Below are 24,226 nucleotides of genomic sequence, written 5' to 3' on the forward strand. Positions count from 1 at the left end.
AAAACCACAATAAATCAGTAAATTTGCAGCCATTTTAATTACTAAGTGACCGGTAATCACAAGATATTATGATAGATAAGATAAAAGAACTTATAGCAGAAGCAGATGCTTTTACAACACAGTCTCAAGAAGAAGTAGAGGCTTTTAGAATAAAATTTTTAGGCAAAAAAGGACTCCTTAATACGTATTTTGCCGAGTTTAGAAATGTGGCAAACGATCAGAAAAAAGAATTTGGTCAAGCCATAAATCAGTTAAAAAACACGGCCCAAGATAAAGTTAACACCTTAAAAGAAGGGTTAGCAAATTCAGAAGAAGCTGTTTCTAGTGGCGACCTGTCAAGACCAGGCGATCCTGTTTCTATTGGAGCAAGACATCCTATTTCTATAGTTAAAAACCAAATTATCGATATCTTTTCTAATATCGGTTTTAACGTTAGTGAAGGTCCGGAAATAGAAGACGATTGGCATAACTTTACCGCATTAAATTTGCCAGAATACCATCCGGCACGCGATATGCAAGACACGTTTTTTATTCAAACCAATCCCGATATTTTATTGCGTACGCACACCAGTTCTGTGCAAGTGCGTTATATGGAAAATAACGTACCACCTATTCGTACTATTTCACCGGGACGTGTCTACAGAAACGAGGCGATTTCGTCCCGTTCTCACTGTTTCTTTCATCAAGTAGAAGGTTTGTATATCGATAAAGATGTTAGTTTTGCAGATTTAAAACAAACGCTTCAGTATTTCACTACAGAAATGTTCGGGAAATCTAAAATTAGACTCCGTCCGTCGTACTTTCCATTTACAGAACCAAGTGCAGAAATCGATGTGTATTGGGGGCTAGAAACAGAAACCGATCATAAGATTACAAAAGGTACAGGGTGGTTAGAAATTGGAGGTTGTGGTATGGTAGATCCTAATGTTTTAAAAAACTGTAACATCGATCCCGAAGAATATTCAGGGTTTGCTTTTGGAGTTGGAATAGATCGTATTGCGATGCTGTTGCACCAAATTAGCGATATTAGATTATTAAGTGAAAACGATGTGCGCTTTTTAGAGCAATTTAAAAGTGCTTTATAAACCGTACTCATAACTTTATTATAGACTTAAAACCGATAGCAATATCGGTTTTTTTATTTAACATTTTTTTAACTTCGCTTAGTTCGGGGTAAACCGAACGTGTTGTATTTTTGCTCACTTACTAAAAAATTAAAGACGTAAATGACTAACCCTATTTGTGACAAGAAAAGTGAACTCGTCGAGAAGTTGGGGGTTCATATGGAAAACACAGAGCATCTCGCTCCTGTGGCTGCCAGAATTTTAGCCTACATCATTCTTACAGGAAAAGTGGGTACTACCTTTGAAGATCTCGTTTTACGTTTATGTGCAAGTAAAAGTACTATCTCTACACATTTACATCATCTACAAGATTTAAGTAAAATACAATACTTTACTAAAGTGGGAGATCGTAAAAAGTACTTTGTAATTAATCCAGACAAGATTTTACAAAAGATTGATGATATGCTGTCTACTTGGTGTGAGGAAAAACAATTACACGTAGAAGTAAAAAGTTACAAGGAATCTATAAACGCTTTAGAGCAAATTACTCCGGCAGAAACTTTCGATTTAAGTTTCCATAATGATTATATCCAATTTATAGACGAAGCATCAGCCTCGATGAGACAATTAAAAATAAAAATAGACAATAATAAATCTGAAATATAAACGCCAAGACAATGAAAATTAATTCAATACAAAATCTAGTCGTGCTAAGTTTAGTGCTTATTTTATCAAGCTGTGGCAAAAACGAACCACAACAAAAGGCACCGCAAGTATTACCATTCCCGGTGTTTACAGTAGGGCATAAAACGATAACATCTTACAATAGTTTCCCAACTCGAATTGAGGGGGAGGTAAATAGTGATGTTAGACCTAAAATTTCTGGATACATAAAAAATGTATTGGTAGATGAAGGTGAAATTGTAAAACAAGGTCAGTTATTATTCAAATTAGAAACGGCTTCTTTAAGCCAGGATGCCGAAGCTTCAAAAGCGAATGTAAATGCGGCACAAGTTGAGGTGGATAAACTAAGACCGTTAGTAGAAAAAAACATTATTAGTAACGTACAACTGGAAACGGCAAAAGCGCGATTAGCACAAGCAAAAAGTAGTTATAACGGTGTTACTGCCAATATTAATTATGCCAATGTAAAAAGTCCGGTAGACGGTGTTGTCGGTTCTATAAATTTCAGAAAGGGCGCTTTAGTAAGTGCTCAAGACCCTATGCCTATAACTAATGTCTCTTCTATTGAAAATGTGATCGCGTATTTCTCAATGAACGAAAAACAATTTATAGAGTTTATGGCTGCAGCCGAAGGAGAATCGTATCAAGATAAAATTTCAAAATTTCCGAAAGTGAAATTAAAATTAGCAAATGGTGCGTTTTACGAACAAGAAGGAACGATAGAAACCATTACAGGAGATATCAATCAACAAACCGGAACGATCACGTTTAGAGCTAAGTTTTCAAATAAAACAGGTTTACTTAGAAATGGAAGTAGCGGAACCGTTTTAGTGCCTAAAACGTTTAAAAATGCTATAGTAGTTCCAGCAGAATCGACATTTGAAAAACAAGGAAAGTACTACGTTTATCGTGTTCAAGGTGATTCTTTAATAGTTAAGACTATTTCGGTAAAAGCAACAGCCAACCGATTATATATTATCGACAGCGGTATAGAAGAAGGTGAAACTATATTAGCAAAAGGAATTAATAAAGTAGGCCCTGGAAGTAAAATAAAACCTATACCAATGGCAATGGATAGTATTATAAATTCATTTAATACCGTTTTTAAATCGTAAAAGTATGTTTAAGAAATTTATAGAAAGACCGGTATTATCCACGGTCATATCCATCGTCATAGTTATTTTGGGAGTCTTAGGATTAACCCAATTACCAGTAACTCAATATCCTGATATTGCACCGCCAACGGTACAAGTAAATGCGTCTTACCCAGGGGCGAACGCAGAAACGATACTAGAAAGTGTTATTGTGCCTATCGAGGAACAAATTAATGGTGTGGAGGGCATGACATACATAACCTCTACAGCGAGTAACTCGGGGTCTGCCTCTATTCAAGTGTTTTTTGAGCAAGGTTACGATGCAGATATTGCAGCGGTAAACGTTCAGAACAGAGTGTCTCGTGCTAATGCCTTATTACCATCTGAGGTAACACGTGCAGGAGTTATTACAGCTAAACAACAAAATTCAGCATTATTATATGCGGCTTTATATTCTGAAAACCCCGAATACGACGATACCTATATTCAGAATTATTTAAATATTAATGTCATCCCAGAACTACAACGTATTAACGGTGTGGGAGCGGTAAATGTTTTTGGAGCTAAAAATTACGCGATGCGTATTTGGTTGGATCCAGCAAAAATGGCGGCTTATAAGTTAGAGCCCAAAGAGGTTACACAAGCTATTAATGAGCAAAGTTTAGAAGCGGCCGCTGGATCTCTAGGTCAGAATGCAGGGAAATCTTTCGAGTATGTTATAAAATATAAAGGCCGTTATAAAACCGCCGAGGAATATGGTAATGTCGTTGTAAAAGCTTTAGGTAACGGTCAGTATTTAAGAGTTAAAGACGTTGCTAAGGTAGAGCTTGACGCGTTTTCTTATTCTTCGTTATCCCGTTCTAAAGGGTTTCCAGCACTAAACTTTGGTGTGTTTCAAACGCCAGGGTCTAATGCACAAGATATTATTGAAGATATTTATGAGAAGTTAGATGACTTAAAAGAAGATTTCCCGGAAGGAATCGATTACTTAGTTAATTACGATACCAATAAATTCTTAACGGCATCTATTGGAAAAGTAAAAACCACTTTAATCGAAGCCTTTTTATTGGTGTTTCTTGTAGTGTTTATCTTTTTACAAGATTTTAAATCTACTTTAATACCAGCGATTGCAGTTCCTGTTTCAATTATAGGAACCTTCTTTTTCTTAAATGTTTTTGGGTATTCTATAAACCTATTAACGTTGTTCGCTTTAATTCTCGCCATTGGTATTGTAGTCGATGATGCCATTGTGGTCGTCGAGGCTGTTCACGCTAAACTGGAAGGCGGCTATACAGATGCTAAAAAAGCGTCTATTTCGGCGATGAGCGAAATTAGCGGCGCGATCGTATCGATTACTTTAGTAATGATGGCGGTATTTGTTCCGATTACGTTTATTAAGGGCCCCTCAGGAGTGTTTTATGAACAATTTGGGGTGACTTTAATTATAGCTATATTTATTTCAGCATTAAATGCATTAACCTTAACACCTGCTTTGTGTGCTATTTTCTTAAAACCACGTAAAGACAGTCCTAATAAAAAGAAAAGTGTTTTACAACGCTTTTACGATGCTTTTAATGCAGGATTTAATGCGACAACCAATAAATACGTAGCTTCATTAGGTTTTTTATTAAAGCATAAGTGGATTACAGTAGTAATATTAGGAATTAGTGTTTTCGGTATTTTCTGGATGAATAATAATATCCGTACAGGATTTGTACCCACAGAAGACCGTGGTGTTATTTTTATGAATGCGGAATTGCCTCCAGGGTCGTCGTTAGATCGCTCCTTTGAAGTAACGGAAAAACTATATGAAAGCATTAAGAACATAAAAGGAATTAAAGGCGCTTCGTTTATTAGTGGTCGAAACTTCTTCTCTGGTGAAGGAAGCTCGAATGCAATGGGCTTTATAATTCTTGAAGGGTGGGAAGACCGGACGACGGAAGACGAATCTGTAGATGCTATTATCGGACAATTATTTGGGAAGTCAGCGATGATTCCGGATGCTAAAATTTTGTTTTTCACACCTCCAAGTGTCCCCGGTTTTGGTAGTGCTGATGGTTTTGAAATGCGATTATTAGATCGTGCAGCCAACCCGTTAACAGAACTAGATGCGACAGCAACCGAATTTGTAGGTCTGCTAAATCAACAACCCGAAATTGGTTTCGCATCGAATTCATTCAGTACTAATTTTCCGCAATTAGAGTTAGATATAAATATCGAGCGTGCCGAAGAAGCCGGTATCGCAACCAGTTCAATTTTATCTGCATTGCAAGGGTATATTGGTGGTAATTATGTGGCCGATTTTAGTCGCTTTGGTAAACAGTTCCGCGTGTTTGTACAAACGCTACCGGAAGATAGAACAGACGAAGAGAGCTTAAACAGTATGTTTGTAAAAACACCTAGTGGTGAGATGACTCCAATTTCGCAATTTGTAACCTTAAACAGAACTTATGGGCCGCAAACTGTAAACCGTTTTAACTTGTTTAACGCTGTTACGGTAAACGGTTCTACAGCGCCAGGTTATAGTTCCGGAGATGCGATTGCTAAAATTAATTCGCTGGCAAAAGAAAGTCTGCCAGAAGGTTATAAAGTAGAATATTCAGGAATTACAAGAGAGGAGATTGCCTCTTCTGGTCAGTCAACTGTTATTTTTATGATTAGTATTCTGTTCGTGTATTTCTTTTTAGCGGCACAATACGAGAGTTATTTTTTACCATTAGCAGTCATTCTATCGTTACCAATTGGTGTCGCTGGGGCGTATTTAACAACTTATTTCTCAGGCTTGGAGAATAATATTTATTTTCAAATTGCTTTAATAATGCTGTTGGGTCTGTTAGCTAAGAATGCGATTTTAATTGTAGAGTTCGCTATTCAAAGACGACAACAAGGCTTGTCGCTTGTTGATGCGGCCATCGATGGTGCAAAAGTAAGATTGCGTCCTATTTTAATGACGTCTTTCGCCTTTATCTTAGGGTTATTACCTCTAGTTTTAGCAAAAGGAGTCGGTGCAGAAGGAAACAATTCTATTGGAACTGGTGCCGCTGGAGGGTTATTAATAGGAACCATTGTTGGGGTATTTATTATACCAGTATTGTATGTGGTTTTCCAATGGTTACAAGAACGCTTTACGGGTGCTCCAGTAGTAGAGAACACGAATGAAACACCTTCAGAAATTAATTAATTATGAGAAAACAAAGTTTATATAATATAGTCCTTTTATTAGGTGCGTCTTTTGTGTTAACCTCTTGCTTTGTTGCAAAAGAATACGAACGACCAGCTTTACAAGAAACGGAAGCGTTATACCGTACCGATAATTTGCCAACCGATAGTTTATCGATGGCTGAGGTGTCGTGGACCACGATGTTTACAGATCCGTATTTAAAGCAGTATATAGAAGAAGGCTTACAGAATAATATTGATGTAAGAATCGCTCTTCAGCAACTCGCAGCTGCCGAAGCTTATGCTTTACAAGGCAAAGCGGGCTATTTCCCTACGCTAAGTGCGGGAGCGAGTATTACACACCAAGAATTGTCTAAAAACAGTCAATTTGGAGCGTTTTTGGCGGATACCTCTACCGATCAGTTTGATTTAACAGCTAATTTATCTTGGGAAGCAGATATTTGGGGTAAAATAAGAAGTAATAAGCGGGCGACACAAGCGGCTTATTTACAAAGTGTTGCAGGACATCAAGCCGTAAAAACGCAACTTATTTCTAGTATTGCTATCGCCTATTACAATTTATTGGCTTTAGATACTCAGTTAGAGATTACTAAGCAAACAATTTTAACGCGAGATAGTAGTGTGGTTACTATTAAGGCACTAAAAGACGCCGGGCAAGTTACGCAAGTAGCAGTAGACCAGAATATCGCACAATATAATAATGCAAAAGCGTTGCAAATAGACTTAGAAACGGCAATCTTTAAGATGGAGAATACCTTGAGTATTTTGTTGGGAAAAGGCCCTCAAGAATTTGAAAGAAGCACTTTAGGCGTTCAAGATATCGATGAAGACATTCGTTTGGGAGTGCCAGCAACTTTATTAAGTAATCGCCCAGATGTTATGGCGGCAGAATACGGTTTAATACAATCGTTTGAGCTGACTAATGTCGCACGTAGTAATTTTTACCCGTCGCTTAAATTAACGGCTACGGGCGGATTTCAAAGTCTGGAATTAGATAAGTTATTAAGTGCAAACTCACTTTTTGCATCGCTTGTTGGTGGTTTAACGCAACCGTTGTTTAATCAGCGAAAAATAAAGACTCAAAATGAAGTGGCTATTGCCCAAAAAGAGCAAGCTTTACTGCAATTTAAGAAAATACTATTAGTGGCAGGAACAGAAGTGTCTAATGCCTTATACACCTACGAAGCTGAAACTAAAAAAATAGAATTTAGAGAATTGGAAGTCGCAGCATTAAAGAACGCGGAAGCCAATTCTGAAGAATTGCTTAAAAACGGTTATGCCAATTATTTAGATTTATTAACGGCAAGACAAAGTGCGTTAAGTGCCGAATTAAATAGTGTAGACAGTAAATTACAGCAACTCATTGCTATGGTTAATTTATATGAAGCTTTAGGTGGCGGTTGGAAATAAGTAAATGAAGAAACAGAAAAGCGATTTTTTGGAAGGTTCAATTCTGAACGTCCAAAATTACAAAGCGTATGTTTTAATCGATTAGTTTACAACTGAAATTAAAGAAATTACAGAGCAACACACTAACGTGGGTAGTGTATCTATTACTTTAATTTATAAAAGAGGGTTTTGAGTAGTAAAATACTTAAAACCCTCTTTTCTGTTTGCAATAAAAAGGAATTACCACACGTGGATTTGGCTATAGAAGTCTTTAGAAAATATTTAGTATTTGCTCTTGTGTTTATAGAGCTTAGAGTAACCTAAAGCGGAAGGACACCTAAGGCTGGCTATAAATATAAAATTAATTCCTGAGTTGTGCTTTATAAGAATTGGAGCCGTTTCTGTTAAGTAAAATTCTCTTTTTAACGTCTTTGCTTTAAACGTTATTTTAGAGCATAGTATAATCTGTCATTTAAGAGCGATAATAACGGTACCGTATTCTAGCCCTTATTTTGAATAGATTTGTATTTTTGCAGTATGAAAAAAGATATCGAAATTCCAAAAGTTGAAGGTGTTTATGTGGCTATTGTCAACGAATACAACGCGATTTATAAAACGCAGGACTGGAACGCTTACATTATTAATGACAATGATGCCGATTTAGAAATGGTAATTATTGTTACCGATGGCTATTCGGAAAGCAAGATAACGTCTAAGTTTCGCAAGAAAGTAGAGGTGCTACCAAAAAAGAGTTACGCTAAAATTGAAATGATTCAAGAAGAATTATTTACGTTAAACAATCAATTTAAAGTCACCTATTTTAAAGACAACACGATGTTCGATAAGGTGTACACGTTTAAAAAGAATACTATTAATTTAGAGGCCTTGCAAGCGGTGCCGCTTATGGAAGCTCGCGGTGTTGTTGCCAAGTAATGGGAGCAGTGCTGTTACGTAAATTACATAAACACAGAGAATGAAAAAAATAAGCGCTATTGGGTTTAATTTAGTGGTAGTAGGCGCTATTGTACGCTTTTATTTCGATAGTGACGGCATCGACTTTATTACTGGGTTTTTATTAGGGGCGGGCATTGCTTTAATAGTAGTAGGACTAATTAAAAAGAAAGTCTAAATCTTTTAAAATAAGTTTTAAATAATTAATGATAATCTTAAACCCTAAAACAGTCTCGTTTTACGTCAATCTCCGCGTTAGGGATTGCAGCATAAATCCTTTTGGCGTGGGACGAGCCAAAAGATTGGAGCGTAAAGCCCGACCTTTGGTAACGCCCAAAAAGCAAATGTAAATCGGTTTAAGGTGTTACTAATCGAGTTTGTCGGCGAGTTTTATAAATTCTTTTTTAGGATCTTTCCCTTGGTATAGAATATTGTAAACGGTGTCTATAATGTGAATTTTGGTTTTCTTTTTATTATTTTGATTAATTAAGTAAGCGCTTTTGGTGGCATAATAGCCTTCGGCAACCATACTCATTTCCATTTGTGCCGATTTTACGGTGTAGCCTTTTCCAATCATATTACCGAACATACGGTTTCTAGAAAATAAAGAGTAACCAGTAACGAGCAAATCGCCTAAGTACGCCGAGTTGTTAATGTTGCGTTTCATTTTATGTTTTTTCTTTATAAAACGCTTCATTTCGCGAATGGCGTTACTCATTAACACACTTTGGAAATTGTCACCATAGCCCAATCCGTGAGCAATACCGGCGGCTATGGCATAAATATTTTTAAGCATAACGGCGTATTCGGTACCAATGACGTCGTCGCTAATTTTTGTTTTAATATAATCGCTAGACAGGGCGTTGGCAATGTATTGCGCTTTGGTAGCGTCGTCGCACGAGATGGTGAGGTACGAAAGACGCTCTAAAGCGACTTCTTCTGCGTGGCAAGGGCCAGCAATGACAGCGATGTTCTCGAAAGGTACATTATAGGTGTCATGAAAATGCTCGCCTAAAAGCAAACCAGTTTCTGGAATAATACCTTTTATTGCCGAAACGACTGTTTTATTGGTGATGTCGACCGTTAATTTTTCTAATTCTGAATAGATAAAAGCAGAGGGAATAACAAATATTAAAACATCGGCATAGTTAGCGATTTCGTTAATATCGTTACTTAGTTTTAATTGCTCTAAACGAAACTCTACAGAGCTTAAGTAACTAGGGTTGTGCTGCTCCTTAATTAAATGTTCTTTTGCATACACACTGCGCATATACCAGCCTACCTCGGCTTGGTTCTCGCATAACATTTTTACTATTGCGGTGGCCCAACTTCCAGATCCAAAAACGGCATATTTTAATTCGTTGCTCATATTCTCTTTTTAAAACCTATAGTGTCTTTAAAGTAAGCTTCAAAAATACAAAAATATTAATGATAGCTAAACCCTTGTTACAATAGCTTTTCTATTTCTGGCACAACTTTTGAAAAACGTTAAATAGCAATCCATAAAAACGACAGTTATGAAACAATTAAAACGAATTCTTGGTGTAGTGCTTTTGGCACTAATAGTAACGTCTTGCCAAACCGATGTAATTGTTCAAGACGATTATGTACAAACGACGCCACCGCCGTTATCTTTAAATCAAGTACTAAATTCTTACGAGCTTTGGTATGTAGATATTAATGAAACCATAGGGTATGGAGAAACACCGTTTTTACAAATCGCATTTACCGTATCGTTTAGAAATGGCGTGTTGTATGCAAATAATAATTTAGTGGGTATTGGCAGTCAAGGCAACGGCTTTGGTATTGCGATAGGGTATTACGACGCGTATAATAGAATTTTAGATACCGATCATGACATTGACGGTTTTGATACTTTTGATGTGTATCAAATAGATTATAATACCATTGAATTATATAACCCGTATACGGATACGTCTTATTTCTTAAACGGATCGCAGCGTGCAACATTTGATTATGATTATGTGTTTTATGATAATATTCATTATTTTTTACAAGAATATGAAGCTTGGGAGAAAACATTTACTAGTAATTATGGTGCATTAAATGCTTTTGATGATGAAAACTATTTACAGTTTTTAGCAGGAGGTAACGATGTAACCTTTAGAAGCTCTCAAGACGTAGCTAACACTCCCCCAAACTCATTGTATTGGGATTTTACAGGAGTTTATGGCGTTGGAGATGTAGTGGGGAATAGGTACTTAAAAACGCTAACTCTCGATTATGATTATTTCGATAATGAATTTTTTGAGTTGGATGTTAAAAACGACCAAACTATAGAACTTTTTCATGCCGATTCTGGAACGCTTTATAGATTTAAAGGTCGCGGATATATTCAGTATTTAAAAGAGGGCACGACTATAAATACCACTAAAACCTCGGGAGATAAAAAAAGAAAGCAGCGCACAATTAAAAAAGAAAATGCGCGTAACAGTACAAGAAATTAATAATTTTTTATTAATTAGATAAACCTAGAACTACTCAGCCTAAAATGGTTAAGTAGTTTTTTTTCTTGTTTAGTCGCTATTAATTCCTCTTAATAATAGGAATTAAGAAAGATTTTTTTAAACTTTACAACAAGTGAGCACGCGAATTATTAACGATAAAATCAATAAACATTATGGGATTATTTTCATTTATTAAAAATGCAGGAGCCAAAGTATTTGGAATAGGAAAAACGGATAAAGAAGAACAAGCCGAAGCGGAAGCAGCAGAATTAAAATTAGAGGAAATGGCTGCTATAAAATTAAAAGAAACAGTGCAAGATCTCGATTTAAAGGTCGAAGGACTTACTATTTTAATTGATGATGATAAAGCGACACTATCTGGTAAAGCGGCAGACCAATCGACGCGCGAAAAAGTGATTTTAGTAGTGGGTAATAGTGATGGAATAGCGACAGTAGACGACCAAATGACGGTAGAGCATAAAGAGCCAGAAGCGCAGTTTCATACTGTGGTTAGTGGTGATACGCTAGGTAAAATAGCGAAAAAATATTATGCTAACGCAATGAAATATCCAGTTATTTTTGAAGCTAATAAACCAATGCTTAGCGATCCAGACAAAATTTATCCAGGCCAAGTATTACGTATTCCAGCTTTGGACTAGTACTTTAAACACGAAAAAAAAGTCACCTCTAATAGAGTTGGCTTTTTTTATTGATTATTATGTAATAAGAATATTTATCGAGGGATGTTTTTATACGATTACTGTTTATTAAGTACCTGTAAAAAACAGAATGTAGAACCTATAAATGGAATTCCTAAGATAATGCAAATCCAGATTGTTCTGTTTAGTTTTTTTTGCTCGTTTTTGTTTACAAACCATATGCTAAGGGTAATGTAACCAATTAAAGATGTAAATATCAGTAGTAAGGGTATTGGGTTTACTGCCGTCATAGTTTTTATAATTTATTCAAAATTATAACATAATAACGTTCTAGAAGATGACTTTTGTTAGCTTCCGGCTTTATTAAGTTTTTTATGAAAAGATAGGAGGCGTGTCAACTTTATCACATATTCTCAATGTCTAAGTACAAGCGCGTGTTTGGAGCGGAAACGGTTCTGTATATTGTTTTTTTTGGCTTAGACCCATCTTATAACTCTTAAAAATATAAGTAAATAACGCTACGCTTTTAGTGGTAGTGAGGACTCTCGTAATATTTAAAGTGAATGGTTTAAATGTGGTCTTTAATAATGCCTTAGCGTTTGTTCTCTTGTGTATTAAGGCCTTTTAAGTGGGTTGGATGTGTGTTAATTTATTTTTTTGTTAATCAGTATCATAGAATAAAAATTAGGGTGTATTGTTTGGGCTTATTTCTGTACTGCCGCTGTCTATAAAGTACTTTAAAAAATAAATTGTAGAGCCTAAAAATGGCAGACCTAAAATAAGGCAAATCCATATTATTCTGTTTAATTTTTTTTGCTCGTTTTTGAATACAAACCAAATACTAAGGGCGATATATCCAATTAAAGATGCAAATATAAGTAGTAAAGTTAAGGGGTTTACTGCTTTCATATCTATTAATTTTATGTAAAGCTATCGGATTGGAAAGGGTTAACACAACTGTTAATCGGTTTTTTTTGCTGTTTGTCTAAAACACGTCTTTTTTACGCTTTTTCATTACGGCAAAAACCGTAATTGTATGAAAAACCCTACTTTTTAAAAAGAAGAATAATCAAAAAAGCCCAACGTAAATGCGTTGGGCTTTTATTATAGTATAAAAATTAATTTGAAATAGTAATAGTTTCATTCCAAACAGTACCGCTAATATCGGTAAGGGACACGGTGTAGTCGCCAGACGGTAAATTTGCTAATGCGTTGTCTTTAATAGATAGCGTCGCTTTTGCGCCTAAAGGAATAATCATACTGTGTTTTCCTGGTTTTACTTTGGTAACATAGACGTTATTAATACTTTCTTTAGGGAATTGCGATAAGCCCGCACCATCTAATTTTATAAGTGTTTCGCCAGCCTTATTTTTTAAATCTATTTGAATTAAAAAAGAACCATATACATCTACACCCTCAACTCTAAATACTTGAAAAGATAGCGTGTTGTCGTTTATGACTCCTTGGCTAAGTTCTATTTTAGGCTTAACAGATTTATTGTGTAACGTTCCCCAAACACCGCCGTGAAAATATTGGTTTGTAAATAGTGTAAGACCTAAAATTAAAAACGAGCCTGCAAATACTATTTTATGTAATACGTTCAATTTAATTGGTAAAACTCCAGAGCCTAACCAGTTAAAGGCTTTCGACGTGGTTATTTTAGATTTGTTTTTAAGTAATAAATAATCTAACGAGTACTTACCACTTCCCGAAAGGAAAATAGTAAATCCAGTTGCGATACCTAATACTCCAATTTGCCACTCATCTAAGCACGTGGTACCAATCCAACCGGAGCCTAATAAAATACCCATAGCGAGGCCAAATACGCCAATACTCATAAGGCGTGTAAACAGTCCAAGCATCATACATAGGCCAACGATAGCCTCAACAATAGTAAAACTTGCCATAGCCCACCATAAGGCTTCCGGGTGTGTTACTAAATATTCAATGATAGGTTTTATACCAAGTGCGTTTGGTAAAAAGTGATTAAATTTTTCTCCAATATAACCAGCGGTTTCAGGGTCTAGTTTGTTGTCTAGAATGAGACGACGCCAGAAGGCTGAAAAATAAGTCCATCCTACAACTAAACGTAGGGACATAGTAAAAAGACCAGCCATATTATACGACTGTAGTATTTTTTGATCTTGCATTTTAATAAATTTTATAGTAAAAGAATAGTGCTTTAAACGAAGGTAAAAGCGTCTAAATCGTAAATTTTAAGTCTTTTATATAAAATGTATAGTGGGGGTTCTAGGTTAAGACCAACAGAATGCTCCACCCAAAATGAGGCTTTACGTTTTGTGTTAGTGTTGAATAAACGATGTGAAAAAGATGTAGAAAGAGTTTTTTTAATGTCTTTTTTCGTCGCTTGTTTTGTTTCTGTTTGTGCTTGGTGCTCCCAAATATTACAAATATTTAATTGAGGTGCTGCCGATTTACTTTTGTGAAGTGATTTTGAAACGTCAACTTCTAGAGCATTTTGTAGTGCGCCTTTCACCGAGCAGGGCGAAAGTAATAACAGCAAAGCTAGTAACGGAAGGGCTACTAGTTTTGATTTACTTATTTTTATGCGTTGCGTTTTCATTTTTTAAATCAAAAACACCCTCTTTTACACTTGTATTTTTTGGTGTTTAAATCCGTTGCCGAATCTCGGTTTTTTTTTCGATGTGTCAAAATCAACGCGTGTTAAAAAATGTTTAAATAATAGACCATTAGTTTAGAATGTAAACTAATGAGAAGATTGCAATAAACAGCCATAATGATACGGCCAATACTATGGGTTTAATTCCCGTTGATTTTAAATCTTTAATTGAAATTGTAGAGCCGACTAAAAATAATGTTAGAATTAAAAGACGCTTAGAAATTACAACAATACTGCCAGTGATAGTCTCAGGAAGAATATGGAAGCTGTTAATGACTATAGCTCCAATAAACAGTAAAATAAAATAAGGGATTTTAATTTTTTCGCCTTTGGTTTTAAACATAAACATTGAGAAAATCGATAATGGAATTATCCAAAGTGTTCTCGATAGTTTAATCGTGGTTGCAATACGGAGCGCATCGTCTCCATAACTTAAAGCCGCACCAACTACCGAGCTCGTGTCGTGAATAGCTATAGCGCACCATAAACCAAATTGTTCTTGTGTTAATTGAAATAAATGCCCTAGTGGAGGGAAAACAAGTAAAGCGATAGAGTTTAGCAAGAAAATGATACCTAATGCAATACTAATAATCTCACTTTTTGCTTTTATTACGGGGGCAATCGCTGCAATGGCACTACCACCGCAAATAGAAGTGCCTGAAGTAATTAAATGCCCCAGTTTTTTGTCTATTTTAAAAGCACGCGTTAAGAATATACCTAGGGTTACCGTTAAAACTATAGAGTAAAAAGTAAGCGCTAGTCCGTCTCTACTGGTTTCTATGGTTTCTTTTAAAAACATCCCGAAACCTAAACCTACTACTGCTATTTTTAATAAATAACTTATTACTTTCTGACTTTCAGCTTTAAAAGGATTCTTACAAATTAAGGTGAATACAAATCCTAATAATAAAGCAATTGGGCTCTCTACTAGTCCTGATAATGTTACAATTCCAAGGAGGAAAAAAATAACTTTTGGTATCTGCGTTTTCATAACTGTTGTAATATAGGCGCAAAGTTACGGCAGAGATATAACTGTTAAGCACATTAAAAAGCTATTGTATATAACTAAAAGTTATGAGTAGTTGTTTCTAATAAACTTTTCGACGCTATCCATTACTTTAGATTGATACCCCGTGCGGCATACAAAATGAAACCAGCGCTCCATTGTTAAATCTGAAATATCTATAATTCTAAGCTTGTTGTTTTTTAAGTCTTCAGTTACCGCGTTAATCGATATTAGCGCGTAATTGTCCGAATTATAAAGATAGTTTTTTATAGCCTCCGTACTGTTTAAAGTCACGACCGTATTTAACGCAGTAATCCCTTTTTTATTTAAAAACTCATATATAATATTACGTGTTCCCGAACCAAATTCGCGTTCAATAATTGGTAACTGTTGTAATATTTCTAGAGTAATAACACCGTTTTTAAACGCGGTATTATTAGCATTGGTAACCAATACAATTTCGTCTTTTAGAAACGGTTTAAACTGAAGCTTTTTATGTGATTCTTTGCCTTCTGTAATCCCAAAATCTAAGTTCTGGTTAAGCAGAAGCACTTCAATATCCTCCGAATTGCCGCTTTTTATTTTAAACCGCGTTTCAGGATAGTGTACTCTAAAATTGGCTATAATTTTAGGAATAATATAAGTTGCTAGTGTGCTGCTTACTCCAAAAGTGATGTCTTTAGGAAGCGCCTCTTTTTCATTTAAAAACTGATTATCGATTTCAGAAAAAATGTTTAAAATCTTATTTACGTACTCCAAAAACACTTTTCCGTTATCGGTGAGTTCTATCGAGTTGCGGTGTCTTAGGAAAAACGTAGTTTTGTAATCGTCTTCTAAATTTCTAATGGCTTTAGAAACGGCAGGCTGAGAAATATACAATTGCTCGGCAGCTTTAGTAAAACTTAAATGATAAGCAACGGTTTTAAAAACATATAACTTCGTTCTCATTTTAGATTTAGTTTAAGCGGTTCACGAACTCTTATTATTCGGCTGAAAGATGCCGTTAACATTTCGTCTTAAGTCTTATAAATTATAATAAATAATTCTCAAATTAGCTGTAAAAATGCATATCATCGACGTACTTCCAAACGTGTTCTGGTAATAATGGCCTGATGTTTTTACCTTCTTTAATTGCTTTACGAATATAGGTTGATGACAATTGCATAATGGGAGCTTCAACCTTGTGAATTTGTGGATGATCGCTAAGTGACGTATCAGTAGTGCCTTCGGCAATTCTCGGGTACACATAGATATTATGATGCTCTAAAATAAGTGCGTAGTTTTTCCATTTATGAAACCCTTTTAAATTGTCTTCACCCATAATCAATGAAAACTGATTATTAGGATGTTTTTCTTTTAAATAGGCGAGTGTATTTATGGTGTAATTAGGCTGCGGCAAATTAAACTCGATAGCGCTAGGCATTAAATTATCGTAGTCTTTGGTGGCTAAATGTACCATTTCTAAACGGTCGTAGTTATCCAGAAGTGAAGTTTTCTTTTTAAAGGGACTGTGTGGTGTCACTACAAACCAGACTTGGTCTAAATCGCTGTTTTCTGCCATTTGGTGTGCTATAATTAAATGCCCAACGTGGATGGGGTTAAAAGAACCAAAAAATAGACCTATATTCATAATACTAGCGTGTTAATTATCGGCGTTTAAAAAATTAGCTACCGTATTTTCTGCTTCGGCAAGCGCTTTTTCTAAATTATCATTTTCTATAATAATATCAAACAGTGGGGCAGTGGCTAATTCTGCCGAGGCTTTTGCAACGCGCATATTTATTTTGTCGTCGGTCTCTGTTTTTCTGTTTTTAAGTCTAATTTTTAGCTCGTCGATACTTGGTGGTTTAACAAAAACAGCTAAAGTTTGTTCAGGAAACTTTCGTTTAATACGCAAACCCCCAGACACATCAATATCGAAAAGAACGTGCTTTCCTAACGCCCAAAGCCTGTCGACTTCCGTCTTTAAAGTCCCATAAAAATTATCGCGATACACTTCTTCCCATTCTAAGAATTCATCGCCTTTAATTTTGTTTTTAAATTCTTTAGCTGATAAAAAGTAGTAGTCTTCTAGGTCTATCTCTTCGCCGCGCTTTTCTCGAGAAGTTGCCGAAATTGAAAACGCCAAATTAAGCGCTTCGTTTTTTAATAAATGTCTTACAATGGTTGTTTTTCCTGAGCCGGAAGGTGCAGAAAACACGATAAGTTTACCTTGTTTTTTAGTGGATACTGTGGTCACAAATATATATTTTGGTTACGCGCTAATTACAGTACGTTTAGTAATTGTTCTTTAATTTTTTCTAACTCGTCTTTCATTTGTACGACCAGTTGTTGCATTGGTGCATAGTTGCTTTTAGAGCCTATGGTATTGATTTCTCTTCCCATTTCTTGAGAGATAAAACCTAATTTCTTTCCGTTAGAATCTTCAGAATGTAAAGCGTCTAAAAAGTAATCTAAGTGATTTTTTAAGCGTACTTTCTCTTCGGTGATATCAAATTTTTCAATGTAATAGACGAGTTCTTGCTCAAAACGGTTTTCGTCGTATTTTTCCTTAAGTTCTTCAACCCCCTTTTTTAAACGGTCTTTAACGCCATCAATACGCTCCGGGTCCATTGCGATTATTTGTTCTAGTAAATCACTTATTATAGCAACGCGATTTTTAAAATCGGTTTCCAGTACTTTACCTTCGTCTAATCTGTAGGTTTTAATGCTTTCAATGGCATTTTTAATTTCAGTTTCTATGATTTGCCATTCGTTTTCGTCAATTTCTTCACGCTCTGTATTTAAAGCATCAGGAAAACGCACCGCCATTTTTAACAGTTCTACTTCATCACCATCTACAACCGCCCTTAATTGCTCGATATATTGTTTAACAACGGGAGTGTTAATCTTTGCCGATGTATCTTCAGCAGTCGTTTCAACATAAATTGAGAAATCGACTTTACCGCGATCTAGTTCTTTTGCAATTAATTTGCGAAGCGGTAATTCTTTTTCTCTATAAATAGAAGGCATTCTGGCGTTTAAATCCAGGTTTTTACTATTTAACGATTTTAGTTCTATCGATATCTTTTTTGTTGGTAACTGTACTACAGATTTACCATAACCTGTCATTGAATGTATCATAAGCTTTCTATATAAAGTTGTGCAAAGGTAATGAAAAGCGTGTGTTTAGAAAACCTTTTAATTTTTTATGCGTGCACAACAATATTATGTAATTTTGAAGTAAAACAATTAAGAATATGTACACAAAACAATTTGAAATACGTTGGAGTGATGTCGATGCTAACAGGCATTTAGCGAATTCTGCTTTTACTAATTTTATGAGTCATACGCGTATGGCCTTTTTAATAGAGCAAGGTTTTACTATGAAAGAATTGGCACTGCACAACATTGGCCCGGTAGTCTTTTACGAGCATATGTCTTATTTTAAGGAAGTGTTTATGGGGCAACCCATTACTGTAAGTTTAGAGGTTTCTGGGTTGAGTGAAGAGGGTTCGTTTTTTAAATTCGATCATAATTTCTATAATCATAAAGGTGAAAATCTAGCATTTTGCGAAATGTTTGGCGCTTGGATAGATTTAAAAGAACGCAAAATAACAGCGCTTCCAAAAGAGTTATTAGATATCGCTGATGAATTCCCGAAAACGGAAGACTATAAGGTCTTAACAAAAGAAGACGCACGAGCGAAAGGCCGAAAACCAGTAAATTTAAATCTGTAATTTAAAGCTGTACCTCGGGTGCTTTTGGCTTTTTAGTCACTAAATACACCCCTGTAAATATTAATGCGGAAGCGATAAGTTTTACACTACTTAAACTGTCGCTTCCCATTATAATGGCAAATATTCCTGCAATTACCGGCTGGATATAAATAAAAATACTTACTGTAGATGCTTTTAAATGGCGCAATGCTAAAGGATTTAAAGTATACGTGCCAAACGTAGCGCCAACAATAACAAACGCAATTGAGAAGTAAATATAAGGTGTAAAAGAGGTGTAATCTATAGCGATAAAATCGTTAATGCCAAATGGCGTAACTAAGAATAAGCCGAATAAAAACACCCATTTTATAAACGTAAACGGATGGTATTTATCAGTTAGTTTTTTTAGAATTATAATATAAATACTATAGGAAATGGCGTTAATTAATACTAATAAATTTCCTAAAGGCACATTATCTCCAACGCGTGAAGATTTGCCGTAAAGCGTTAAAACAATCGCGCCAGAAAATGCCAAAACAACACCTACAACTTTAAGTGTTGTAAACCGTTCTTTCAAATAAAAGGTAGAAAGAATAAGCACTATAATAGGAACTATTGTTGTTATTACTGCCGCGTGAATAGGTGAGGTATATTCTAGCCCTTTAAAAAACATAAGCATATTGGTTGCGACTCCAAAAATAGCAGCGAAAAACAGCGTAATAAAATCTTTTGGTGCTATTTTTTCTTGGGGTCCCATACCGCTAAATACCCAAAATAATAACGTCGCACCTGCTACTCTAAAAATTATAAAAGCAAACGGTGTGACAAAACCGCCTGCAATAACATCTTTAGCCAGCGTAAAGTTTAAACCATAGAGTAACTGTACTACAAAAGCAGCAATTAGTGCCCAGATTCTAAACTTCATTTAAGACGTGTTTAACAGCTTCAACGTTTTTCTTAGAATTCCCTATGTAAATGGCCTTATTAATAATAAAGACAGGACGACTTAGAAATGTGTAATGTTCTAAAATATAGTGTTTATAATCTTTTTCGGTAAGTGATTTATTTTTTAAATCCATCGTTTTATATAACGTTGCGCGCTTGCTAAATAAAGCTTCGTAGCTTTCAGATAGCGCCCTCATTTCTTCTAATTGTTGTGGCGTAATAGGATCGCTTTTAATATCCTGTAAAACAACATTTGAAGGCAGATCTAATTCTTTTAAAATTCTAGAACAGGTGCTACACGTTTTTAAATAGTATACTTTAGTCATTTTACAAGAGTTTTGTGATTGCAAAATAAATTTAATTTCGCAAAAAAAGGTTACTTTTATCTAAAATTATATTTATGAATTTCGCCTTCGAAACCACCTTGAAAAATAGGATCTTATTAAAAAGCTTTTTAGAACACTATAGCTTAGAACAGTTAAATAAAGTACCTGAAGGTTTTAGTAACACTATTATATGGAATGTGGCACATACCATCGTTACCCAACAATTACTTGTTTATAATTTATCTGGGATACCAATGAATGTCTCTGATAAAATGGTAGCAAACTATAGAAAAGGAACAAAAGCTGAGCATTTTGTTTCCCAAATAGAAGTAGATGAGGTTAAAGGGTTGCTGTTTTCAACGGTAGAAAAAATGGAAGAAGATTACAATAACAACTTATTTAAAAATTACACAGAATATACGGTAACTACTGGTAATATTTTACGTAATGTGGAGCACGCTATTGCGTTTAATAATTTTCACGAAGGCATTCACTTGGGGTATATTCTAGCGCTTAAAAAATCACTCTAAAATTTTAAATATTTATTTGCAATCGTATAAGAAATTGTGAATTCTAGAGGGTCGTTAGACAAGCTGCTAGAACGGTCGTAAAATATAATAACACCGTCTTCACTAAAACCCAGATTTTCGGGAAATGAAAACGGCGCGTCGTTTGGCTCTAGGTTGCTAGCTTCGTAGCCCGTTTCTAATTCTTTGTCGTAGTGTTTTTTAACAAGGGTTGTAAAAGCTTCGACATCGGTAATTAAATCTTTTGTTTGTAACTCTTCTCCTGTCGTGGCATCAAAGTTGAAGAATTTTATATTAAAAATCCCTTGTGCGCCGCCAGTATTAATACTCGAGTTCATTACAATACAAATTATAGATTCGTTTTGGAATGAAATTTCTCCATCTACTAATGCCTCCCACGACGGTAAATCGGTTAAAAGTGTTTTCCCTATTTCAGTTTTAAAAGTGCTGTAAGACGCATTAAACGCGGTAATGTTGTCTTCGATTGTTGGTTGCATTGTGTTTGCAGAATCTACGGTTAACGCCATATTAGTGTAGTTTTCTAAGGTTCTGTTAATCGCTTGTGCTGCTTCTGTATTGCCTTCGGCTTTAGGGATATTAACTTCCACAACCGTTTCATTGTCTGTAAGAATGGAAGTGGTAGAAAACGTAAGTGTTGTTTCTTTTTTACAACTAAAAACGGTGACTGAAATAACAAGGATTAAAATAGTTTTTAACGCCTTTATGGAGAAACTGTTAAACATAGTTTAAAGTGATGCTTGGATTTGAATAGAGCTAATTAAGCGTTATTTTAGTTCTAATCAAAAAATATTTGGATGAAATTTAATATAAAAATAATTCGCGTTAAACTATTCAGTAACCCGGGGTAGACGACGGGAATGCTACTAAAATATTAAAGTAAGATCCTTGAAAACAACTGCGTTGGACGATACAGTGCAGGACTATTCATAAAGCGGTCATTGAACGCGTTATATGGTATAAAAGTTCTTAACTAGTAGTTAACAAGTAGCAGATGTGTAAAACACAGTGTGACTTTTATATGTTGTTTGACAGCTATTTAAAACAAGCTTTGGGTTGCATGCTAGCGTATAAAGAGCGGTAACTCTTAGTTCTCTTTTTTTAGGTCAAATTTGCAACGATTACTCTAAGTAATAGATATAGCCGAAGTTAAGCCATACCATCCAATCATTATATTTATTATCTGGTAAGCCGTGATTTAATCCGTCTATCCAGTCATTAAAATAGTATTGCCCGCGTAAATCTAGCATTAAGTCCGACATTACATTCAACTTGTATCGCACACCCACACTACTAACTACAGACCACGTTGTTCCTGGGCTTGCATCGATAGGATCTGGTAAATAAGGAGAGGACCAGGGTGTGTAGAAATTATTAAGATTTTTAATATTTCCAGGATCTCCTTCGCCTAAGTACGCGGTGCTTACTTTAGGATTGAACGCTACAAAATGTGCGCCAGCGCTAATAAATGGTGCCCATCGACTTGAGAAATTTTGAAAATCTCTAATACTAAAGGGATAAAATTCAATTTGCATCCCAACATCAAGATTATTAGCTTCTCCCGTATGATCTCTTAACCGTTGAGCTTCATCGCTAGTTCTAGAAGGGTCGACATACTTGCCAAAGTGTTCTAGCTTTGTTTTGTTGTATGATATTTCTGTTCTTAGTTTAAAGTGATCGTAAATAAAGTTATCTATTGAGTACGAATAACGATTAGATCTATAGGCCAGATCTAAAAAATGTACGATACCTATTCCTACTCCAGTATTTCCTGCATTGGTAGTTAAATTAGTTCGTAATCCATAGTCAGATTTAAATGCAACAGGACCTGCAATAATTCCTATTTCGTGAGAAAAGCCCAATTGAGAAAAAGCAGACTTAGAAATAAAAAATATAAAAAACAGTAAGGATAATTGTTTTGCTGTTAGCATAATTAGGACAATTTTAGAGCCTCTCATTCAACAAATATATCAAATCGCGATTAACTATCAAGCAATATATAAAAAATACAGAAAACTTCGTAAAGGTATAATTTTTTATAATAAAAATCATAAATTGCTATGTAGCGAAATGTATCACAAAAAAGTTAATTTTTTATCTATAACGGTCGTGTTGCTAGTAATCTTTAATAATAATGATTTTATCTCTTAGAATGTAATGCAAACCAAAATTGAAGCTTTTTTTAATTCAGTAAAAGAAAAAAACAGCAATGAAAAGGAATTTCTTCAAGCCGTTTACGAAGTAGCAGAAATTATTATTCCTTTTATAGAAGCCCATCCGAAGTATCAAAACAAAATGCTTTTAGAACGTATAGTCGAACCAGAACGAGCTATTATTTTCAGAGTGCCTTGGCTAGACGATTCTGGAAAGGTTCAAGTAAATCGTGGGTTTAGAGTAGAGTTTAATTCTGCAATTGGGCCTTACAAAGGCGGCTTAAGATTTCATCCTTCGGTTAATCTTAGTATTTTAAAGTTTTTAGGATTTGAACAAGTGTTTAAAAATAGCTTAACGACATTGCCTTTGGGTGGTGGTAAAGGGGGTAGCGATTTTAATCCTAAAGGGAAAAGCGATAATGAAGTGATGCGTTTTTGCCAGTCGTTTATGGGAGAGTTATTTAGGCATATTGGTGCAGATACCGATGTTCCTGCGGGAGATATTGGCGTTGGTAGTCGCGAAATAGGCTATTTATTTGGTTATTATAAAAAAATAAAAAATGAATTTACGGGTGTTTTAACTGGTAAAGACTTGTCTTATGGAGGTTCTTTAATTCGCCCTGAGGCTACGGGCTACGGTTGTGTGTATTTTATACAGAGTATGTTAAAGACCAAAAACGATTCCATAAAAAATAAAAAAGTGGTTATTTCTGGATCTGGAAACGTGGCACAATATGCTTGCCAAAAAATAACAGAGTTAGGTGGTAAGGTTGTCGCGATGTCCGATTCTACTGGATATATTTATGATGAGAAGGGAATAGATGCTGAAAAGCTTCAGGTTATTATGACGATTAAAAATGAAAATAGAGGACGCATTCAAGAGTATCTGGATACTTATAAAAATGCACAGTTTTTTGAAGGCCAACGTCCTTGGGGGGTTGCGTGTGATATTGCTATTCCGTGTGCAACTCAAAATGAATTAAATAAAGGAGAAGCAGAAGAATTAGTAAAAAATAAGGTGCTGGTTGTTGCCGAAGGTGCAAATATGCCAACAACACCTAAGGCAATTGAAATTTTGCAACAAGCAAATGTGTTATTTGCTCCGGGGAAAGCCGCGAATGCAGGAGGTGTGGCAACCTCAGGGTTAGAGATGAGCCAAAACGCATTACGATATAGCTGGAAAAAGGAAAAGGTCGATGAAAAATTACGAGAAATAATGTACCATATTCACGCCTCCTGCGAAGCTTATGGAAAGAACGATGCCGGGGAAATTGATTATGTAAAAGGAGCAAACATTGCTGGATTTGTAAAAGTTGCCGATGCGATGCTTGCTCAAGGTGTCGTTTAAGCAAAACCTACATCGCGTAATAAAAAGCTCCTACTTAGGGGCTTTATTGTTTTTTGTATATACTTTTGTAATAAT

Annotated in this window: 25 protein-coding genes; 12 read left to right on the forward strand and 13 right to left on the reverse strand. The window is 35.3% G+C overall.

Going from position 1 to position 24,226, the window contains the following annotated elements; genetic code table 11:
• Window positions 1-68: 68 nt before the first annotated feature.
• The 7 genes from pheS (at window position 69) to ES676_RS14675 (ending at window position 8,540) form a co-directional block, all read left to right on the forward strand.
• Complete coding sequence (pheS, locus tag ES676_RS05745; RefSeq protein WP_148369250.1) at window positions 69-1,085, forward strand: phenylalanine--tRNA ligase subunit alpha; 1,017 nt, start codon at window positions 69-71, stop codon at window positions 1,083-1,085.
• 141 nt (window positions 1,086-1,226) lie between these two features.
• A complete protein-coding gene (locus ES676_RS05750; protein WP_148369252.1) occupies window positions 1,227-1,730 on the forward strand; it encodes a GbsR/MarR family transcriptional regulator in 504 nt (167 codons plus the stop codon).
• An 11-nt stretch (window positions 1,731-1,741) separates the two neighbouring features.
• The gene (locus ES676_RS05755; RefSeq protein ID WP_148369254.1) at window positions 1,742-2,863 is read left to right on the forward strand and encodes an efflux RND transporter periplasmic adaptor subunit; all 1,122 of its coding nucleotides are present in this window, start codon (window positions 1,742-1,744) and stop codon (window positions 2,861-2,863) included.
• Window positions 2,864-2,867: 4 nt separating this feature from the next.
• Window positions 2,868-6,023, forward strand: coding sequence for an efflux RND transporter permease subunit (locus ES676_RS05760; protein WP_148369257.1), 3,156 nt, complete (start codon window positions 2,868-2,870; stop codon window positions 6,021-6,023).
• A gap of 2 nt (window positions 6,024-6,025) precedes the next feature.
• The gene (locus ES676_RS05765) at window positions 6,026-7,432 is read left to right on the forward strand and encodes an efflux transporter outer membrane subunit (RefSeq protein ID WP_148369259.1); all 1,407 of its coding nucleotides are present in this window, start codon (window positions 6,026-6,028) and stop codon (window positions 7,430-7,432) included.
• A gap of 516 nt (window positions 7,433-7,948) precedes the next feature.
• Window positions 7,949-8,344, forward strand: coding sequence for a hypothetical protein (locus ES676_RS05770; protein ID WP_148369261.1), 396 nt, complete (start codon window positions 7,949-7,951; stop codon window positions 8,342-8,344).
• A 40-nt stretch (window positions 8,345-8,384) separates the two neighbouring features.
• A complete protein-coding gene (locus tag ES676_RS14675; protein ID WP_170234429.1) occupies window positions 8,385-8,540 on the forward strand; it encodes a hypothetical protein in 156 nt (51 codons plus the stop codon).
• Between the two features lie 189 nt (window positions 8,541-8,729).
• Here ES676_RS14675 and ES676_RS05775 read toward each other — a convergent pair whose 3' ends face one another.
• Window positions 8,730-9,731 carry an NAD(P)H-dependent glycerol-3-phosphate dehydrogenase gene (locus ES676_RS05775; protein ID WP_148369262.1) on the reverse strand — a complete coding sequence of 334 codons (1,002 nt, stop codon included), beginning with the start codon at window positions 9,729-9,731 and terminating at the stop codon, window positions 8,730-8,732.
• Between the two features lie 148 nt (window positions 9,732-9,879).
• On the opposite strand from ES676_RS05775, the gene ES676_RS05780 reads away from it, so the two are divergent.
• Window positions 9,880-10,830, forward strand: a complete 951-nt coding sequence (locus tag ES676_RS05780) for a nicotinic acid mononucleotide adenyltransferase (protein ID WP_148369264.1) — start codon at window positions 9,880-9,882, stop codon at window positions 10,828-10,830.
• 173 nt (window positions 10,831-11,003) lie between these two features.
• The gene (lysM, locus tag ES676_RS05785) at window positions 11,004-11,489 is read left to right on the forward strand and encodes a peptidoglycan-binding protein LysM (protein WP_148369266.1); all 486 of its coding nucleotides are present in this window, start codon (window positions 11,004-11,006) and stop codon (window positions 11,487-11,489) included.
• Between the two features lie 684 nt (window positions 11,490-12,173).
• Here lysM and ES676_RS05790 read toward each other — a convergent pair.
• From ES676_RS05790 to ES676_RS05825, 8 genes are all read right to left on the reverse strand, one after another.
• Complete coding sequence (locus tag ES676_RS05790) at window positions 12,174-12,398, reverse strand: PLDc N-terminal domain-containing protein (protein ID WP_148369267.1); 225 nt, start codon at window positions 12,396-12,398, stop codon at window positions 12,174-12,176.
• Between the two features lie 209 nt (window positions 12,399-12,607).
• Entirely contained in the window at window positions 12,608-13,639 is a 1,032-nt protein-coding gene (locus ES676_RS05795; protein ID WP_148369274.1) for a TQO small subunit DoxD, read from the reverse strand.
• 32 nt (window positions 13,640-13,671) lie between these two features.
• Window positions 13,672-14,073 (reverse strand): hypothetical protein, encoded by a 402-nt coding sequence (locus ES676_RS05800; protein WP_148369276.1) that lies wholly within the window; start codon window positions 14,071-14,073, stop codon window positions 13,672-13,674.
• Window positions 14,074-14,200: 127 nt separating this feature from the next.
• Window positions 14,201-15,121: a YeiH family protein gene (locus ES676_RS05805; protein WP_148369277.1), complete on the reverse strand. Its 921-nt coding sequence runs from the start codon at window positions 15,119-15,121 to the stop codon at window positions 14,201-14,203.
• 81 nt (window positions 15,122-15,202) lie between these two features.
• Window positions 15,203-16,084, reverse strand: a complete 882-nt coding sequence (locus ES676_RS05810) for a LysR family transcriptional regulator (RefSeq protein ID WP_148369279.1) — start codon at window positions 16,082-16,084, stop codon at window positions 15,203-15,205.
• Window positions 16,085-16,187: 103 nt separating this feature from the next.
• A complete protein-coding gene (gene nadD, locus ES676_RS05815; RefSeq protein ID WP_148369281.1) occupies window positions 16,188-16,766 on the reverse strand; it encodes a nicotinate (nicotinamide) nucleotide adenylyltransferase in 579 nt (192 codons plus the stop codon).
• 12 nt (window positions 16,767-16,778) lie between these two features.
• Window positions 16,779-17,375 carry a guanylate kinase gene (gmk, locus tag ES676_RS05820; protein WP_148369283.1) on the reverse strand — a complete coding sequence of 199 codons (597 nt, stop codon included), beginning with the start codon at window positions 17,373-17,375 and terminating at the stop codon, window positions 16,779-16,781.
• Window positions 17,376-17,401: 26 nt separating this feature from the next.
• Entirely contained in the window at window positions 17,402-18,259 is an 858-nt protein-coding gene (locus tag ES676_RS05825) for a YicC/YloC family endoribonuclease (protein ID WP_148369285.1), read from the reverse strand.
• Window positions 18,260-18,366: 107 nt separating this feature from the next.
• Here ES676_RS05825 and ES676_RS05830 point away from each other — a divergent pair, with 107 nt between their 5' ends.
• Window positions 18,367-18,855: an acyl-CoA thioesterase gene (locus ES676_RS05830; protein ID WP_394348788.1), complete on the forward strand. Its 489-nt coding sequence runs from the start codon at window positions 18,367-18,369 to the stop codon at window positions 18,853-18,855.
• A 1-nt stretch (window position 18,856) separates the two neighbouring features.
• Here ES676_RS05830 and ES676_RS05835 read toward each other — a convergent pair whose 3' ends face one another.
• Together ES676_RS05835 and ES676_RS05840 are read right to left on the reverse strand one after the other, a co-directional pair.
• Window positions 18,857-19,759 carry a DMT family transporter gene (locus tag ES676_RS05835; RefSeq protein WP_148369289.1) on the reverse strand — a complete coding sequence of 301 codons (903 nt, stop codon included), beginning with the start codon at window positions 19,757-19,759 and terminating at the stop codon, window positions 18,857-18,859.
• Window positions 19,749-20,105: an arsenate reductase family protein gene (locus ES676_RS05840; RefSeq protein WP_148369291.1), complete on the reverse strand. Its 357-nt coding sequence runs from the start codon at window positions 20,103-20,105 to the stop codon at window positions 19,749-19,751. The genes ES676_RS05835 and ES676_RS05840 overlap by 11 nt, the downstream gene beginning before the upstream one ends.
• A gap of 74 nt (window positions 20,106-20,179) precedes the next feature.
• Between ES676_RS05840 and ES676_RS05845 the strand changes: the two genes are divergently transcribed.
• The gene (locus ES676_RS05845; RefSeq protein ID WP_148369293.1) at window positions 20,180-20,635 is read left to right on the forward strand and encodes a DinB family protein; all 456 of its coding nucleotides are present in this window, start codon (window positions 20,180-20,182) and stop codon (window positions 20,633-20,635) included.
• On the opposite strand, the gene ES676_RS05850 is transcribed toward ES676_RS05845, so the two are convergent.
• Both ES676_RS05850 and ES676_RS05855 read right to left on the reverse strand, forming a co-directional pair.
• The gene (locus ES676_RS05850; RefSeq protein WP_148369295.1) at window positions 20,632-21,375 is read right to left on the reverse strand and encodes a PdaC/SigV domain-containing protein; all 744 of its coding nucleotides are present in this window, start codon (window positions 21,373-21,375) and stop codon (window positions 20,632-20,634) included. The two genes, ES676_RS05845 and ES676_RS05850, sit on opposite strands and share 4 nt — an antisense overlap.
• Window positions 21,376-21,771: 396 nt before the next feature.
• Window positions 21,772-22,581, reverse strand: a complete 810-nt coding sequence (locus tag ES676_RS05855) for a THC0290_0291 family protein (protein ID WP_148369296.1) — start codon at window positions 22,579-22,581, stop codon at window positions 21,772-21,774.
• Window positions 22,582-22,807: 226 nt separating this feature from the next.
• On the opposite strand from ES676_RS05855, the gene gdhA reads away from it, so the two are divergent.
• Window positions 22,808-24,151: an NADP-specific glutamate dehydrogenase gene (gene gdhA / locus ES676_RS05860; protein WP_148369299.1), complete on the forward strand. Its 1,344-nt coding sequence runs from the start codon at window positions 22,808-22,810 to the stop codon at window positions 24,149-24,151.
• Window positions 24,152-24,226: the final 75 nt, after the last annotated feature.

This window comes from Bizionia saleffrena, assembly GCF_008086175.1.
GTDB classification, from domain to species: Bacteria; Bacteroidota; Bacteroidia; order Flavobacteriales; family Flavobacteriaceae; genus Bizionia; species Bizionia saleffrena.